Below are 13,819 nucleotides of genomic sequence, written 5' to 3'. Positions count from 1 at the left end.
CGTACACCGACCCTGAACTCGTCATCGGCGTCGTGACCGGACACCCGGCCGACAGGTAGGCCAAGCGCCGGTGGCGGACCACGCGGACCTCGTGGAGTCCTCCAGCGTCATTCGCCGCCGCCATGGGCGGGCGCAGGTTCCCGGCCCGTACCCCGCAACCCCCTCATGTCAGGCGATAGAGCCGCCTAAACTCCAGGGCATGGATCTCAAAGAGGCGTCGTACATGGTCCTTAGCGAATCCGCCCCATATGCGGAGCTGCGAAGCGTCGCCCAAGCCGCGTATGACGACTTCTCCGCCGGCCGCGAAGTCCCCTACGTTGCCCTCAAGGGCATCCTCGCCGAGGCCAGCCGCAAAGGCGTGCTGGGCAAACTCAAGCAGAGATACGGCTACGACACGTTCTGCGAGATGGTCATCGTGCTTGGCCGTGAGACAGATCGCCAGCGGACCATCGCCGGAGATCTGCCCTCCAGAAGACGTCCCGGCTTTCGTGGCTCGCCGGTAGAAGCCGGTGATTTCTCGTAGGTAGTACATCAAGTGTTGTAGCTGACGATGTAGTCGTCGCCCTGGTGCATCGGCAGGCCGCCGAGGATGACGGCGTTCAAGGGGTGGCTACCGTCTTCGCCGCCGAGCTCGCCTTCAGTCCGGTGCTGAGAGGGCGGCAAGGCGTGATCCGCCTGTCCGTCTTCGCCCTCCTCACGGCCCTCCGTTCGTCAGGACGCGAGGTCGAGGACGAACCGGTACTTGACGTCACCCGCGGCCAGCCGGTCCAGTGCCTCGTTGACCTCGGCGACGGGCAGTACCTCGACGGTCGCGGTCACGTCGTGGGCGGCGCAGAAGTCGAGCATCTCCCGGGTGTCGGTGATGCCGCCGCTGCCTGCGCCCGCCAGCCGTTTGCGTCCGAACCGCAGGGTCTGAGGTGTGAAGGAAAGTTCCGGCACGATGCCGAGCGTGCACAGGGTCCGGTCGAAGCGGAGCGCCGTCAGGTAGGGCGAGAGATCGTGCGTGCGGGGCACAGTGTCGAGGATGAAGTCGAACCGCCCGCGCTGCCCGGCCATGGCCTCGGCGTCGGTCGACACCACCACGTCGTCGGCACCGAGTTCCAGCATGTCCTTCGCCTTGTCGGGTGAGGTGGTGAAGCCCACCACCTCGGCGCCGAGCGCCTTGGCCAGCTTCACCGCCACGTGCCCGAGTCCGCCGAGGCCGATGATGCCGACCGTCTGCCCTGGGCCGACCTCCCACCGCCTGAGCGGCACCCAGGTGGTGATCCCCGCGCACATCAGCGGCGCGGTCCCGGCCGGGTCGAGCCCCTCGGGACGCCGGTACACGAACGCCTGGTCGGCCACGTACTCGTCGCTGAACCCGCCCTGGGTCAGGGACCCGTCGCGCCGGTCACGCCCTCCGTAGGTCAGGGTCGGGAACTCCGCGCAGAACTCTTGATCACCGTTGCGGCAGGCCTCGCACACCCCGCACGAATCGACGATGTTCCCCACACAGACCGGATCACCGACCTGGAAACCGGTGACCGCACTGCCGACGGCCACCACCTCACCCACGATCTCGTGGCCGGGCACCAGTGGAAAGATGTCCGGCCGCCCGTGGCCCGGTTCGGGCCGCACGTGCTCCAGGTCGGTGAAGCACACCCCCGCGTGTGTCACACGCAGTGCGACGTCGGTAGGTCGCAGCTCACGGCGCTCGAAGCGCCAGGGTGCCAGCGCCGACCCGGGTGCCTGGGCGGCCCAGCCGTTGACCGTTCGCATGGTGGATCTCCTCTCGTTCGCAACGCCCCCATGCTGTCGCCGGACCGCGCCGCCCCACCATCGGTGGCCGATGACTGGGAATCACAGGGCCACCCTCGTACGGGACGACCGGACGTAGCCTGAGGCTGTGGACAACGCCGCTCTCGCAGAATTCCTACGGGCTCGCCGCGCCCTGGTCCGTCCCGAAGACGTGGGCCTCGACGACGCCGCCGGCGACGCCCGCCGCCGCGTGACGGGGTTGCGGCGCGAGGAACTGGCCCTCCTGGCCGGAGTGAGCGCGGACTACTACGTACGCCTGGAGCAGGCACGCGGCCACCGCCCCTCGGAGAGCGTCCTGGAGTCGCTGGCCCGGGCGCTGCGACTGGACGAAGAACTGACGATGCACCTGTACGCCCTGGCCCGCCCGGCACCGACCGCCACGCGCACCCGGGAACGGGTGGCGGACACCGTGCAGGAACTGCTGGACGCCTGGACGACGACACCGGCCACAGTGACCAGCCGCCGGATGAACGTCGTCGGATCGAACGCTCTGGCGTGTGAGCTGGCCCCCTGCTACGTGCCCGGGACGAACCTGCTGCGCGCGGTGTTCCTGGACCCCGGGACACGGGAGACACATGTGGACTGGGACGCGGCGGCGTCGGACGCGGTCGCCAACTTCCGGGCCCGGATCGGAACCGAGCGGGACGACCCCGACCTGACGGCACTCATCGGCGAACTGTCGCTGCACAGCCAGGAGTTCCGGGAACTGTGGGCCCGCCACGACGTCCGCACCACCACGGCGGGCGCGAAGAGCTTCCGGCACCCGGAGCTGGGCGTGATCAGCCTCCGCTTCCACGCGATGCCGCTGGAGGACGGCCAGGTGCTCACCGTCCTCCACGCCCGGCCCGGCTCACCGGACGAGCAGTCCCTGGCCCTGCTCGCCACGATGACCGCGACCCGATCTTGGCGGTAGGGCTGTCCCCGTCGCTCCGTGGGCCATGAGCCATCGTCATTCTCCGAGCCAACCGGCGCAGGGCACGACCTCGAATCCCCGGCTGGGAAAGACGGCTTCCATGAAGAAGTCGTGCATCGCCGGATCGCCGTCGGCACAACCGTCACGCAACACGGTCACCTGGTAGTCACGGTCTGCCGCGTCGTAGCACGTCGCAGCCACCATTGCGCTGGTCGCGACTCCGGCGATTGCGAGAGTGCCGACGCCGCGCGCGCGGAGCACGAGGTCAAGGTCTGTGCCGGCGAACGCGCTGGCGCGGCGTTTCATCACGATGACGTCCTCGTCGGCGACCGGCAGATCGATCTCAGTTCCGGCCGTCCCCTCGTGGAAGGCGTCGCCGGCTTCGTAGAACGTTCTGAGTAGCGCGTTGCCCGGCGGCACGTCGGCCCCGTTGGCCCGGAAGGCGAAATGCACGAACACGACGAGAACGCCTGCCGCGCGGGCGCGCGGAAGCAGTTCCGTGAGCGGTGGCACGACTTGCCTGGCGAACGGGTAACCGCCCGTGATGCCCTGCTGCACGTCGCCGATGATCAGTGCGGTGGTCACGACCGGCTTCCGTCCAATCTCCATCCGGCGTCCTGGGTCAGCAGGACGATTCCGGCGGCCGCGCCGCCGAAGCAGCAGATCACTCGGCCCGAGCGACACCCACCGGGCAGGACACCCCGGTCCCGCCGACGCCGCAGTAGCCGTTCGGGTTCTTCGCGTCCGAGAGATACTGCTGGTGGTAGTCCTCGGCGAAGTAGTACTCCCCGGCCGGCTGGATCTCGGTTGTGATGTCGCCGTAGCCCGCGGTCGTCAGGACCTTCTGGTACGACTCCCTCGACGCGAGGGCCGCGTCGCGCTGGGCGTCCGAGTGGGTCAGGATCAACGAGCGGTACTGCGAGCCGACGTCATTGCCCTGCCGCAGCCCCTGGGTCGGGTCGTGGCCCTCCCAGAACACCTTCAGCAGCTGCTCGTACGTCACCGCCGACGGGTCGAAGACCACGCGGACGACTTCCGCGTGGCCCGTCTGGCCCGAGCAGACCTCCTCGTACGTCGGGTTCGGCGTGTAGCCGCCCGCGTAGCCCACCGAGGTCGACACGACGCCCGGTACCTGCCAGAACTTGCGTTCCACGCCCCAGAAGCAACCCGCGCCGAAGTCGGCGATCTCCGTGCCCGGGGGGTACGGCGGGGCGAGGGGGGCGTCGAGGACGGTGTGGCGCGGCGCGACGGGCATGGCCTGGTCGCGGCCCGGCAACGCCTGGTCCGGCGTCACCATCGAGGTCTTTCCGAATCCGAACACCCTCCCAAGGCTATCCGGCCGACACCGGCCTCCCAAGACATGACCAATACCAAATATGACTCCTTACGATACGATGACGCCCGTGTCTGAAATGCGGCGTGGGGTCCTCTACGGAGTCGCGGCCTACGTTCTCTGGGGCCTGTTCCCGCTCTACTGGCCACTGCTGAAGCCCGCCGGTTCGATCGAGATCCTCGCGCACCGGATGATCTGGTCGCTCGTCGCCGTCGGCGTCATCCTCGCCGCGCGGCGCCACTGGCGCTGGATCAGGACGCTCAAGGCCGGGCGGCTCGCGATCCTCGCCCTCGCCGCGGTCGTCATCACGGTCAACTGGGGCACCTACATCTACGCCGTGAACAGCGGGCACACGATCGAGGCCGCGCTCGGCTACTTCATCAACCCGCTCGTCAGCGTCCTTCTCGGGGTCCTGGTCCTCCGGGAGCGCCTCACCCCCTGGCAGTGGACGGCGGTCGGCATCGGCGCGGCCGCGGTCGTCGTTCTCGCGATCGACTACGGCCGCCCGCCCTGGATCGCGCTCGTCCTGGCCGGTTCCTTCGGCACGTACGGGCTGCTGAAGAAGTTCGCCGCGACGCCGTCGGCGGAGAGCCTCACGGTCGAGACGGCCGTCCTCTTCCTGCCCGCCGTGGCCTATGCGGTCTTCCAGCCGCACCCGACGTTCACCGGCCACGGCCCGTGGCACCTGCTCCTCCTCGCCGGCGCCGGCGTCGTCACCGCGGTGCCGCTGATGCTCTTCAACTCCTCCGCCACGCGCGTGCCGCTCACCGTCATCGGCATGCTGCAGTACCTCGCCCCGATCCTGCAGTTCCTCATCGGCCTGGTGGTCCAACACGAGGCGATGCCGGCCAGCCGCTGGATCGGCTTCCTGCTCGTCTGGGTGGCCCTGGTCTTCCTCAGCGCCGACGCCGTCCGCACCGCGCGGAGGAGCCGCCGGGTCAAGGCCCGGCCCGAACCCGTATCTGTCTAGGCGCGGTCGTCGGCGGTGTTCAGGAGACGCGCCGTGTCGTCGGTGAAGATCGGGCTGTAGGACCGCCACTCCTCGCTGCCGCCCTCCTGGTACCCGCCGATCACGCCGACGACGTGCCCGCTCTGCGTACGGGCGTCGTAGTCGCTCAGCCAGGGGCTGCCGCTGGTGCCGCCGTAGAAGCCGTGGCAGTCGAACCGCATCTGGGTCCTGCTCTGCCGGGCCGCGCGGCCGGCGCAGCCGACCGGACGGTCGGCCGGATAGTTCTCCTTCGCCGGATAGCCCGCGACGACCACCCGGATGCCGGGTCCCTGGTTGATCTCCAGGGTGTTCGCCCCGACCACGTCGGCGATGCGGCGGCCGGCCATGATCTGTACGGCCGCGAAGGCGAAGTCCAGGTCCGGGTCGCCGTGCTGGAGCCAGCGCTTGTCCGCCACCATCAGCCACACCGGCCAGGTGCCGTACGGCCGGTGCCCGGCGCTGTAGCGCGGCACGAACACGATGTGCCGGTGCCACGTGTGCGCGCCCTCGTTGTAGAGGCAGTGCGCCGCGGTCAGCAGCATGTTCCGCTTCGGCGTACGGACCACGCTCGCGGTGCAGTAGTGGCCGCCCGAGCCGCTGTTGAAGAACAGCGCGCCGATCACCCGGCTGCCCGCCACGCTCCGCGCGACCGGCACCTCCATCCCCGTGCCGAAGCGCGCCCGGCCGCCGCCGAGAGGCGTCGCGCGCGCCATCCGCTCCGGCGTCCAGTAGGCCACGGCCGCGGCTCCCCGGTCGGCCGACGTCACGACTCCCGCGGAGGCCTCCGGGACGTACGACAGGAGCGGCACGGCGGTCAGGACACCGCAGAGCAGGGCTTTCACCGGACCTCCGAGTGTGGACGGCGGACACGAGCGACTCCATCGTCGTTCACACGCGCAGCGGATTCCCGCAGGTCAGAGGGTGTGTCGTCATGAGTTGAGGTCAACGTACGGACCGGAGTCGGCAAACACCCGTCCATCGGTGGGCCGCCGTGGGCGGAGCTCGGCTAGCGTGCGGCCCAGACCAGAGGGGGGCTGGAAAGAGGATGCCTGTGCGCGCTGTCCGTACGGCGGCGGCCCTGGCCTGCGCCACGATCGTCGCCGGCGCCGGCCTCGCGGCGGCCGACTCGATCACCGTGACACCCGGCTCCCCCCGGCCCGGTCAGCAGGTCCACATCAGCGTCCCCGGGTGCGCCACCGGGTCGAGCGCGCACGTCGCCGTCTCTCCGGCCTTCACGACCAACGTCACGCTCTACGGCAAGGCCGACACCGGCGACGCCGACCCGACGATCCGCCAGGAGCTCAGACCCGGCACCTACCCGGTCACGGCGTACTGCGGCGCGGGCACCGTGCAGGGCACGATCTCCGTCGCCGCGGGCACCGACCCGTCCGGCGACCACGGCGGCGGGACGAACAACTGGCTGCTCATCGTGGTGTTCGTCGTCGTCGCGGGCGTCGTCGCCGCGTTCGTGTTCGGCCGGCGCGGCAGACGCGTCAGCTAGTGCGCGTCAGGACGTAGTCGCACAGGGACATGAACGCCGCACGGGCCGGCCGGTCGGACAGCGTGGCCAGCTCCGCGCGCGCCTCGTCCACCCACTGGCGCAGGTCGGCGCGGGCGCGGTCCATGGCCGGGTGGGCGCGCAGCAGCGCGAGCGCCTCCGCGTGCCGCGCGTCGTCGGACAGGTCCGAGTCGAGCAGCTCCCGCAGGCGTGCGTCCTCCGGCGACGTGGACCGCAGGACGTGCAGCACCGGCAGCGTACGGACGCCTTCGCGCAGATCCGTGCCGGGGGTCTTGCCCGACTCGGCCGAGTCGGAGGCGACGTCGAGGATGTCGTCGGAGAGCTGGAAGGCGATGCCGATCTTCTCGCACACCGACGTCAGCGTACGGACGACCTCCGGTTCGGCGCCCGCGAGCAGGGCGCCCAGGTGGCCCGAGGCGGCGATCAGGGACCCCGTCTTGCCCGCCACGACGTCGAGGTAGTGCTGCAGCGGGTCGGCGCCCTCGGCCGGCCCCGCCGTCTCCTCGATCTGGCCCTGGACCAGCCGGGCGAAGGTGCGGGCCTGGATACGCACGGCCTCCGTACCGAGGTCGGCCAGGACGTCGGAGGCGCGCGCGAACAGGTAGTCGCCGGTGAGGATGGCCACGGTGTTGTCCCAGCGGGAGTTGGCCGAGACCTCGCCGCGGCGCATCACCGCCTCGTCCATCACGTCGTCGTGGTAGAGCGTCGCCAGGTGGGTCAGCTCCACCACGACCGCGGCCGGGATGACGCCCGGCGCCTCCGGGTCGCCGAACTCCGAGGCGAGCAGCACGAGCATCGGCCGGAACCGCTTGCCGCCCGCCTCGGCGAGATGGCGAGACGCGTCGCTCAGGAGCGCATGGTCACTCTGCACCGAACTCCGCAGCATCTCCTCCACTGCGGACAACCGCTTCAACAGATCCGCTGCGAGTGTGTCATCGACGGCCGGAAGGCCCAGAAGGGCACTACTCACAGACTCTCCCGAGGGGTCAGCGAACGAAGAACTGGCTGGCGGCCGATTGGGCCAGATGAAGCGCAGGCCCCGGAACCACGCCCAGGACAACAGTAGCCAACGCGCCGACCACGACCGCCGTCGTACTGGTCGGACTGAAGACCACCGCGGGCCCGTCGGCGGCGGGATCGCTGAAGAACATCAGCACGATCACGCGGACGTAGAAGAACGCGGCGATCGCCGAGGACACCACGCCGACGATCACCAGAGGGGTCGCCCCACCGGAGACCGCCGCCTGGAAGACCGCGAACTTTCCGGTGAAGCCGCTGGTCAGCGGGATACCGGCGAAGGCCAGCAGGAAGAACGCGAACGTCCCGGCGAGCAGTGGCTGGCGCTTGCCGAGCCCGGCCCAGCGCGACAGGTGCCACGCCTCACCGCCGGCGTCGCGGACCATCGTGATGATCGCGAACGCGCCGACCGTCGTGAAGCCGTACGCCGCGAGATAGAAGAGCGTGCTCGACAGGCCCGCCTTGTTCGTGGCGATGACACCGGTCAGCAGGAAGCCGCCGTGCGCGATCGAGGAGTAGGCGAGCATCCGCTTGACGTCCGTCTGCGTGATCGCGACGACCGCGCCGAGGACCATGGTGAGGATGGCCACCGCCCACATCACCGGCCGCCAGTCCCAGCGCAGCGTCTCGAACCCGACGTAGAACACGCGCAGGATGCCGCCGACCGCCGACACGAGCGTGCAGGAGGCCATCAGCGCGGTGATCGCCGTCGGGGCGCCCTGGTAGACGTCGGGCTTCCACACCTGGAACGGCGCGGCGCCCATCTTGAACAGCAGCCCGACGCTGAGCAGCGCGACACCGGCGAGCAGCAGCGGCTCCATGCCGCCCTTCTGGCTGATCGCGAGCTGGATGTCCGACAGCCGCACCGAACCGGCGAAGCCGTACAGCAGCGCGGTGCCGTACAGGAAGAACGCCGAGGAGAAGGCGCCGAGCAGGAAGTACTTGACCGCGGCCTCCTGCGAGAGCAGGCGGCGCCGCCGGGCGAGGCCGCACAGGAGGTACAGCGGCAGCGACAGGACCTCCAGGGCCACGAACATGGTCAGCAGGTCGTTGGCCGCCGGGAAGATCAGCATGCCGCCCACCGCGAACAGCATGAGCGGAAAGACCTCGGTCTGGAGGATGCCCGCGACCAGGCTCTCGCGCTCCTCCGCGGTGCCGGGCACCGAGGACGCCTGCGCGGTGAACGGGCTCGGCTCGTGCCGCCGCTCGGCGATGAGGAGCAGCGACATCAGCGCGAGCACGAGGATCGTGCCCTGGATGAACAGGGTCGGCCCGTCGACGCCGACCGCGCCCAGTGCCGCGACGTGGTGTGGGGTGTGGGAGACGCCCATGACGATCGTCCACACGAAGGCCACGACCAGGCCGACCAGTGACACCCCGACCTGGGACCAGTAACGGTACGGGCGCGACACGAAGGCCTCGATGAGCACGCCCACGGCCGCCGCGCCGAGCACGATCAGGATCGGGGCCAGCTGCCCGTACTCGATGTGCGGCGGGGTGATGCTCCCGGCCGCGACACTGACCTGACTCACGGGCGGATTCCCTTCTCCGCGATGGTCGGCTGGGGGTCGTGCTTCTCGACCTTGACCATCGTCTGCTTCACGGACGGGTTGATCATGTTCAGCGCGGGCTTCGGGTAGAAGCCGAGGACGACGAGGAGCACCAGCACCGGCGCGATGACGACCAGCTCACGCTTGGACAGATCCCGCATGCCGGCCACCTTCTCGGTCGGCGGGCCGCTCATCGTGCGCTGGTACATCCACAGGATGTAGACGGCGGCCAGGACGATGCCGCTCGTGGCGATGATCGCCGGCACCTTGTAGCGCGTGAACGTGCCCACGAGGACCAGGAACTCCGACACGAACGTGGAAAGCCCCGGCAGTGAGAGGCCGGACAGGCCCGCGACGAGGAACGTGCCGGCGAGCAGCGGAGCGACCTTCTGCACGCCGCCGAAGGCGTCGATCCGGGACGAGCCGCGGCGGGCGATGAGGAAGCCCGCGACGAGGAACAGCGCGCCGGTCGAGAAGCCGTGGTTGACCATGTAGAGCGTCGCACCGGTCTGGCCCTGCGTGGTCATCGCGAAGATGCCCAGCGTGATGAAGCCGAAGTGCGAGATCGAGGTGTAGGCGATCAGCCGCTTGATGTCGATCTGGCCGATCGCCAGCACCGCGCCGTACACGATGCCGATGACCGACAGCGTCAGCACCACCGGCGTGAACCACTTGGCCGCGCCGGGGAACAGCTCCAGGCAGAACCGCAGCATGCCGTACGTGCCGACCTTGTCCAGCACGCCGACGAGCAGCACGGCGGCGCCGGCCGGCGCCTGTCCCGCGGCGTCGGGCAGCCACGTGTGGAACGGCACGAGCGGCGCCTTGATCGCGAAGGCGACGAAGAAGCCGAGGAACAGCCACTTGGCCGTGGTCGGCTCGATGTGAAGGTTCCGCAGCTCGTCGAACAGGAAGGTGCCGTGGCCGGCGTTGGCCGACTGGACGTACAGGGTGATCACCGCGGCGAGCATGAGCAGCCCGCCGAACAGGGAGTACAGCAGGAACTTCACCGCGGCGTACGAGCGCTGCGCGCCGCCGTAGGACCCGATGATGAAGTACATCGGGATGAGCATGGCCTCGAAGAACACGTAGAACAGGAAGATGTCGGTCGCCGCGAAGACACCGATCATCATGGCCTCGAGGGCAAGCAGCAGCGCGAAGTACGTCTTGACCGAGCGCTTCGGCGGCGCCTCCACGCCGCCGGAGCGCTCCGCGTCGTTCCAGGAGGCGAGCACGACCAGCGGCACGAGGATCACCGACAGCAGGATCAGCACCAGCGCGACGCCGTCGACCCCGACCGCGTAGTGCACGCCGAACTGCTTGATCCACCAGTACTTCTCGGTGAACTGGAAGCGCGGCCCGCCGTTGTCGAAGCCGATCGCCATCGCGATGGCGAGGACGGCGACGACCAGCGTGACGACGAGCGCGGTGAGCTTGGCGAGCTCGTCCCGGCCCTTCGGCAGGAACGCCACCAGCAGCGCCCCGAGTGCGGGGATCGCGATGAGCGCCGTCAGCATGTCAGATCCTCACCAGGAGCAGGGCGCCGACGATGAGGGCGGCACCGAAGAACATGGACAGTGCGTACGAGCGGACGAAGCCCGTCTGCACCCGCCGCACCCGGCCGGACGTGCCGCCCACGAAGGCGGCGATGCCGTTGACGAGGCCGTCGACGCCACGCCCGTCGAAGTAGACGGTCAGGCGGGTCAGCCACTGGCCGGGCCGCATGAACAGCGACTCGTTCAGCGCGTCGCCGTACAGGTCCTTGCGGGCCGCCACGACCGGGAAGCTCCCGGCCGGCGCCGTGCGTGGCACGGGGCGCCGCAGGTACTGCAGGTACGCGATACCGACCCCGACGACCATCAGCACGAACACCACGATGGTGTACGGGGTGAACAGCTTGTGCGCCGCCTCGGGCGCGCCGACGACCGGGGCGAGGAAGTTCGCGAACCGGTCGCCCGCGATCAGGAAGGCGCCGCCCGCGACCGAACCGACGGCCAGCAGGATCAGCGGGATCGTCATGACCGACGGCGACTCGTGCGGGTGGACGTCCTCTTCCCAGCGCTTCTCGCCGAAGAACGTCATGAACATCACGCGGGACATGTAGTACGCGGTGATGCCGGCGCCGATCAGCGCCGCCCAGCCGAGGATCTGGCCGGACGTGCCGCCCTTCTCGAAGGCCGAGTCGATGATGCCGTCCTTGGTCCACCAGCCGGACAGGAAGGGGAAGCCGATGATGGCCAGGTAGCCGAGGCCGAACGTCGCGAAGGTGATCGGCATGACCTTGCGCAGGCCGCCGTACTTTCGCATGTCGACGTCGTCGTTCATGCCGTGCATGATCGAACCGGCGCCGAGGAAGAGCCCGGCCTTGAAGAAGCCGTGCGCGATGAGGTGCGCGATCGCGAAGACGTAGCCCGCCTTGCCGATGCCGGCGGCCAGCATCATGTAGCCGATCTGCGACATCGTCGAACCCGCGAGGGCCTTCTTGATGTCGTCCTTGGCGCAACCGATGAGCGCACCGGCGATCAGCGTGGCCGCGCCGACGATCGTCACCAGCAGGCGTGCCTGCGACGACAGCTCGAAGATCGCGTGCGAGCGGACGACCAGGTAGACGCCCGCGGTCACCATGGTCGCGGCGTGGATGAGCGCCGACACCGGGGTCGGGCCCTCCATCGCGTCCAGCAGCCAGGACTGGAGCGGGAGCTGGGCCGACTTACCGCAGGCGCCGAGCAGAAGCAGCAGGCCGATCGCGGTGATCGTGCCGTGGGAGGCCTCCGAGGCGTGCCCGAAGACGTCGGTGAAGCTGATCGAGCCGAACGTGACGAACATCAGCATGATCGCCACCGAGAGGCCGAAGTCACCGACCCGGTTGACGATGAACGCCTTCTTGGCCGCCGTGGCCGCGCTCGGCTTGTGCTGCCAGAACCCGATCAGCAGGTACGAGGCGAGACCCACGCCCTCCCAGCCGACGTACAGGCCGAGGTAGTTGTCGGCGAGCACGAGCAGGAGCATGGACGCCACGAACAGGTTGAGGTACGCGAAGAACCTCCGCCGATCCGGGTCGTGGGACATGTAGCCGATCGAGTAGATGTGGATCAGCGAGCCGACCCCGGTGATCAGCAGGACGAAGCTGATCGACAGCGGGTCGAGCAGGAGGTTCACATCGGCCTTGAACGACCCGACCGAGACCCACTGGTACACGTGGACCAGCCGGGTCCGGCCGTCCCCGGGCTGGCCGAGCATCTGCACGAACGCGAGGACGCCCACCACGAAGGACGCGAGCGACATCGCGACGCCGAGCAGGTGGCCCCACTTGTCGGTACGGCGGCCGCCGAGCAGCAGGATCGCGGCGCCCACGAGCGGGAACGCGATCAGCAGCCACGCGGCGGACTGCATCCCGGTGGCCGCCTGCGTGTGCAGTTGCGGGCCGGCTTCGGCGAGAAGGTTCGTCATCGAGTGGTCCTCAGTACTTCAGCAGGTTCGCGTCGTCGACCGACGAGGACTTGCGGCTCCGGAAGATCGCCATGATGATCGCCAGCCCGACGACGACCTCGGCCGCGGCCACCACCATCACGAAGAACGCGATGATCTGCCCGTCGAGGGCGCCGTGCATGCGGGAGAAGGCCACGAACGCGAGGTTGGTGGCGTTCAGCATGAGCTCGACGCACATGAAGATCACAATGGCGTTGCGGCGGATGAGCACCCCGACCGCGCCGATCGTGAACAGAATGGCGGAGAGCGCCAGGTAATGCCCGGTCACTTCTTCTCCTCCTTTGATTCGGAGGTCTCGGACTCGGCGCGCTCGACCTCGACCTGGCCTTCGACCTGGCCTTCCAGCACCGCCTTGACCGTCGCGGTGCCGTGGCGGAGCGCCGACTCGGGCCCCTCGCCGTGCAGGTCGTCGTGCGAACCGCCGCGGCGGCGGGCGATGACCGGGCTGACCGACAGCTCCGACACCGACCCGTCCGGCAGCAGCGCCGGCATGTCGACCGCGTTGTGCCGGGCGTACGTGCCGGGCGGCGGCAGCGGCGAGACCTGGTCGCTCTTGATCCGCGCCTGGGACAGCTCGCGCTGCGTCGGCTTGGGCTTGAGGCGCTCGCGGTGGGCCAGCACCATCGCGCCCAGCGCCGCGGTGATCAGCAGGGCGCTGGTCACCTCGAAGGCGAAGATGTAGCCCTGGATGTTGTTGCTCACCCGCAGGGCGTTGGCGGTGTCGCTGCCGTCGTTGGCGTTGTTGCCGAACAGCAGCCGGGCCAGGCCCATGACGTTGCCGCCGTTGGAATTGGCCTTCGACAGGCCGGCGCTCGTCGGGAGCGTCGCGTCACCGATGCCGAGGATCAGCAGCACGCCGAAGCCGATGCCGGCGATCGCCGCGGCGACCCGCTGGCCCCTGATCGTCTCGACCATGGACTCGGTCGAGCTGACCCCGACGACCATGATGACGAACAGGAAGAGCATCAGCACCGCGCCGGTGTAGACGATCACCTGCACGAACGCCAGGAACGGAGCCTCGTTCACGGCGTAGAACACCGCGAGGGACAGCATCACCACGGCGAGCAGCAGCGCGGAGTACACGACCTTCCGCATGAAGATCATGCCGAGCGCCGCGGCGACGGACACGATGGCCAGGACCCAGAAGATCCCCGACTCACCGGTCTGATGCGCCCCTGCCGCAATGGCGTTCATGAGCCCTCCTTCGTCGGAGGGG

The 13,819-nt window shown here is 69.2% G+C and carries 14 protein-coding genes; 4 read left to right on the top strand and 10 right to left on the bottom strand.

The features are described from left to right. Window positions 1-199 precede the first annotated feature (199 nt). Window positions 200-523, top strand: a complete 324-nt coding sequence (locus tag ACQEV1_RS07325) for a hypothetical protein (protein ID WP_285621958.1) — start codon at window positions 200-202, stop codon at window positions 521-523. A 188-nt stretch (window positions 524-711) separates the two neighbouring features. Here the strand turns inward: ACQEV1_RS07325 and ACQEV1_RS07320 are convergent, their stop codons facing one another. Then, on the bottom strand, window positions 712-1,758 hold the full coding sequence (locus ACQEV1_RS07320) for an NAD(P)-dependent alcohol dehydrogenase (RefSeq protein ID WP_433392478.1): 1,047 nt from the start codon (window positions 1,756-1,758) through the stop codon (window positions 712-714). 127 nt (window positions 1,759-1,885) lie between these two features. On the opposite strand from ACQEV1_RS07320, the gene ACQEV1_RS07315 reads away from it, so the two are divergent. Further along, window positions 1,886-2,710 (top strand): helix-turn-helix transcriptional regulator, encoded by an 825-nt coding sequence (locus ACQEV1_RS07315; RefSeq protein WP_285621965.1) that lies wholly within the window; start codon window positions 1,886-1,888, stop codon window positions 2,708-2,710. A gap of 36 nt (window positions 2,711-2,746) precedes the next feature. Here the strand turns inward: ACQEV1_RS07315 and ACQEV1_RS07310 are convergent, their stop codons facing one another. Next, entirely contained in the window at window positions 2,747-3,295 is a 549-nt protein-coding gene (locus ACQEV1_RS07310) for a cysteine hydrolase family protein (protein WP_285621968.1), read from the bottom strand. Between the two features lie 79 nt (window positions 3,296-3,374). Beyond that, a complete protein-coding gene (gene msrA, locus ACQEV1_RS07305) occupies window positions 3,375-4,031 on the bottom strand; it encodes a peptide-methionine (S)-S-oxide reductase MsrA (protein WP_285621973.1) in 657 nt (218 codons plus the stop codon). Window positions 4,032-4,104: 73 nt separating this feature from the next. On the opposite strand from msrA, the gene rarD reads away from it, so the two are divergent. Next, window positions 4,105-5,013: an EamA family transporter RarD gene (rarD, locus tag ACQEV1_RS07300; RefSeq protein WP_433392475.1), complete on the top strand. Its 909-nt coding sequence runs from the start codon at window positions 4,105-4,107 to the stop codon at window positions 5,011-5,013. On the opposite strand, the gene ACQEV1_RS07295 is transcribed toward rarD, so the two are convergent. After that, on the bottom strand, window positions 5,010-5,873 hold the full coding sequence (locus tag ACQEV1_RS07295; protein ID WP_285632098.1) for a trypsin-like serine peptidase: 864 nt from the start codon (window positions 5,871-5,873) through the stop codon (window positions 5,010-5,012). The genes rarD and ACQEV1_RS07295 overlap by 4 nt on opposite strands. Before the next feature lie 203 nt (window positions 5,874-6,076). On the opposite strand from ACQEV1_RS07295, the gene ACQEV1_RS07290 reads away from it, so the two are divergent. After that, a complete protein-coding gene (locus ACQEV1_RS07290) occupies window positions 6,077-6,532 on the top strand; it encodes a hypothetical protein (protein WP_285578399.1) in 456 nt (151 codons plus the stop codon). On the opposite strand, the gene ACQEV1_RS07285 is transcribed toward ACQEV1_RS07290, so the two are convergent. From ACQEV1_RS07285 to ACQEV1_RS07260, 6 genes are all read right to left on the bottom strand, one after another. Further along, entirely contained in the window at window positions 6,525-7,454 is a 930-nt protein-coding gene (locus tag ACQEV1_RS07285) for a polyprenyl synthetase family protein (RefSeq protein ID WP_285578398.1), read from the bottom strand. The two genes, ACQEV1_RS07290 and ACQEV1_RS07285, sit on opposite strands and share 8 nt — an antisense overlap. Window positions 7,455-7,536: 82 nt before the next feature. Next, on the bottom strand, window positions 7,537-9,099 hold the full coding sequence (nuoN, locus tag ACQEV1_RS07280) for an NADH-quinone oxidoreductase subunit NuoN (protein ID WP_285632089.1): 1,563 nt from the start codon (window positions 9,097-9,099) through the stop codon (window positions 7,537-7,539). After that, window positions 9,096-10,631, bottom strand: coding sequence for an NADH-quinone oxidoreductase subunit M (locus tag ACQEV1_RS07275; protein ID WP_285632086.1), 1,536 nt, complete (start codon window positions 10,629-10,631; stop codon window positions 9,096-9,098). The genes nuoN and ACQEV1_RS07275 overlap by 4 nt, the downstream gene beginning before the upstream one ends. Window position 10,632: 1 nt before the next feature. Then, complete coding sequence (gene nuoL / locus ACQEV1_RS07270) at window positions 10,633-12,564, bottom strand: NADH-quinone oxidoreductase subunit L (protein WP_285578395.1); 1,932 nt, start codon at window positions 12,562-12,564, stop codon at window positions 10,633-10,635. Between the two features lie 10 nt (window positions 12,565-12,574). Beyond that, window positions 12,575-12,871: an NADH-quinone oxidoreductase subunit NuoK gene (gene nuoK, locus ACQEV1_RS07265; protein WP_285578394.1), complete on the bottom strand. Its 297-nt coding sequence runs from the start codon at window positions 12,869-12,871 to the stop codon at window positions 12,575-12,577. Next, a complete protein-coding gene (locus tag ACQEV1_RS07260) occupies window positions 12,868-13,797 on the bottom strand; it encodes an NADH-quinone oxidoreductase subunit J (protein ID WP_285632083.1) in 930 nt (309 codons plus the stop codon). The genes nuoK and ACQEV1_RS07260 overlap by 4 nt, the downstream gene beginning before the upstream one ends. Window positions 13,798-13,819: the final 22 nt, after the last annotated feature.

Source organism: Actinoallomurus sp. CA-142502 (assembly GCF_050936355.1).
Lineage (GTDB): Bacteria > Actinomycetota > Actinomycetes > Streptosporangiales > Streptosporangiaceae > Actinoallomurus > Actinoallomurus iriomotensis.
This window is presented reverse-complemented; position numbering and strand designations above follow the sequence as displayed.

Bases quoted from the DNA above. Each gene is read 5' to 3' on its own strand.
- ACQEV1_RS07325 (WP_285621958.1), top strand. From the start codon at position 200: ATGGATCTCAAAGAGGCGTCGTACATGGTCCTTAGCGAATCCGCCCCA.
- ACQEV1_RS07320 (WP_433392478.1), bottom strand. From the start codon at position 1,758: ATGCGAACGGTCAACGGCTGGGCCGCCCAGGCACCCGGGTCGGCGCTG.
- rarD (WP_433392475.1), top strand. From the start codon at position 4,105: ATGACGCCCGTGTCTGAAATGCGGCGTGGGGTCCTCTACGGAGTCGCG.
- ACQEV1_RS07290 (WP_285578399.1), top strand. From the start codon at position 6,077: ATGCCTGTGCGCGCTGTCCGTACGGCGGCGGCCCTGGCCTGCGCCACG.
- ACQEV1_RS07275 (WP_285632086.1), bottom strand. From the start codon at position 10,631: ATGCTGACGGCGCTCATCGCGATCCCCGCACTCGGGGCGCTGCTGGTG.
- nuoL (WP_285578395.1), bottom strand. From the start codon at position 12,564: ATGACGAACCTTCTCGCCGAAGCCGGCCCGCAACTGCACACGCAGGCG.
- ACQEV1_RS07260 (WP_285632083.1), bottom strand. From the start codon at position 13,797: ATGAACGCCATTGCGGCAGGGGCGCATCAGACCGGTGAGTCGGGGATC.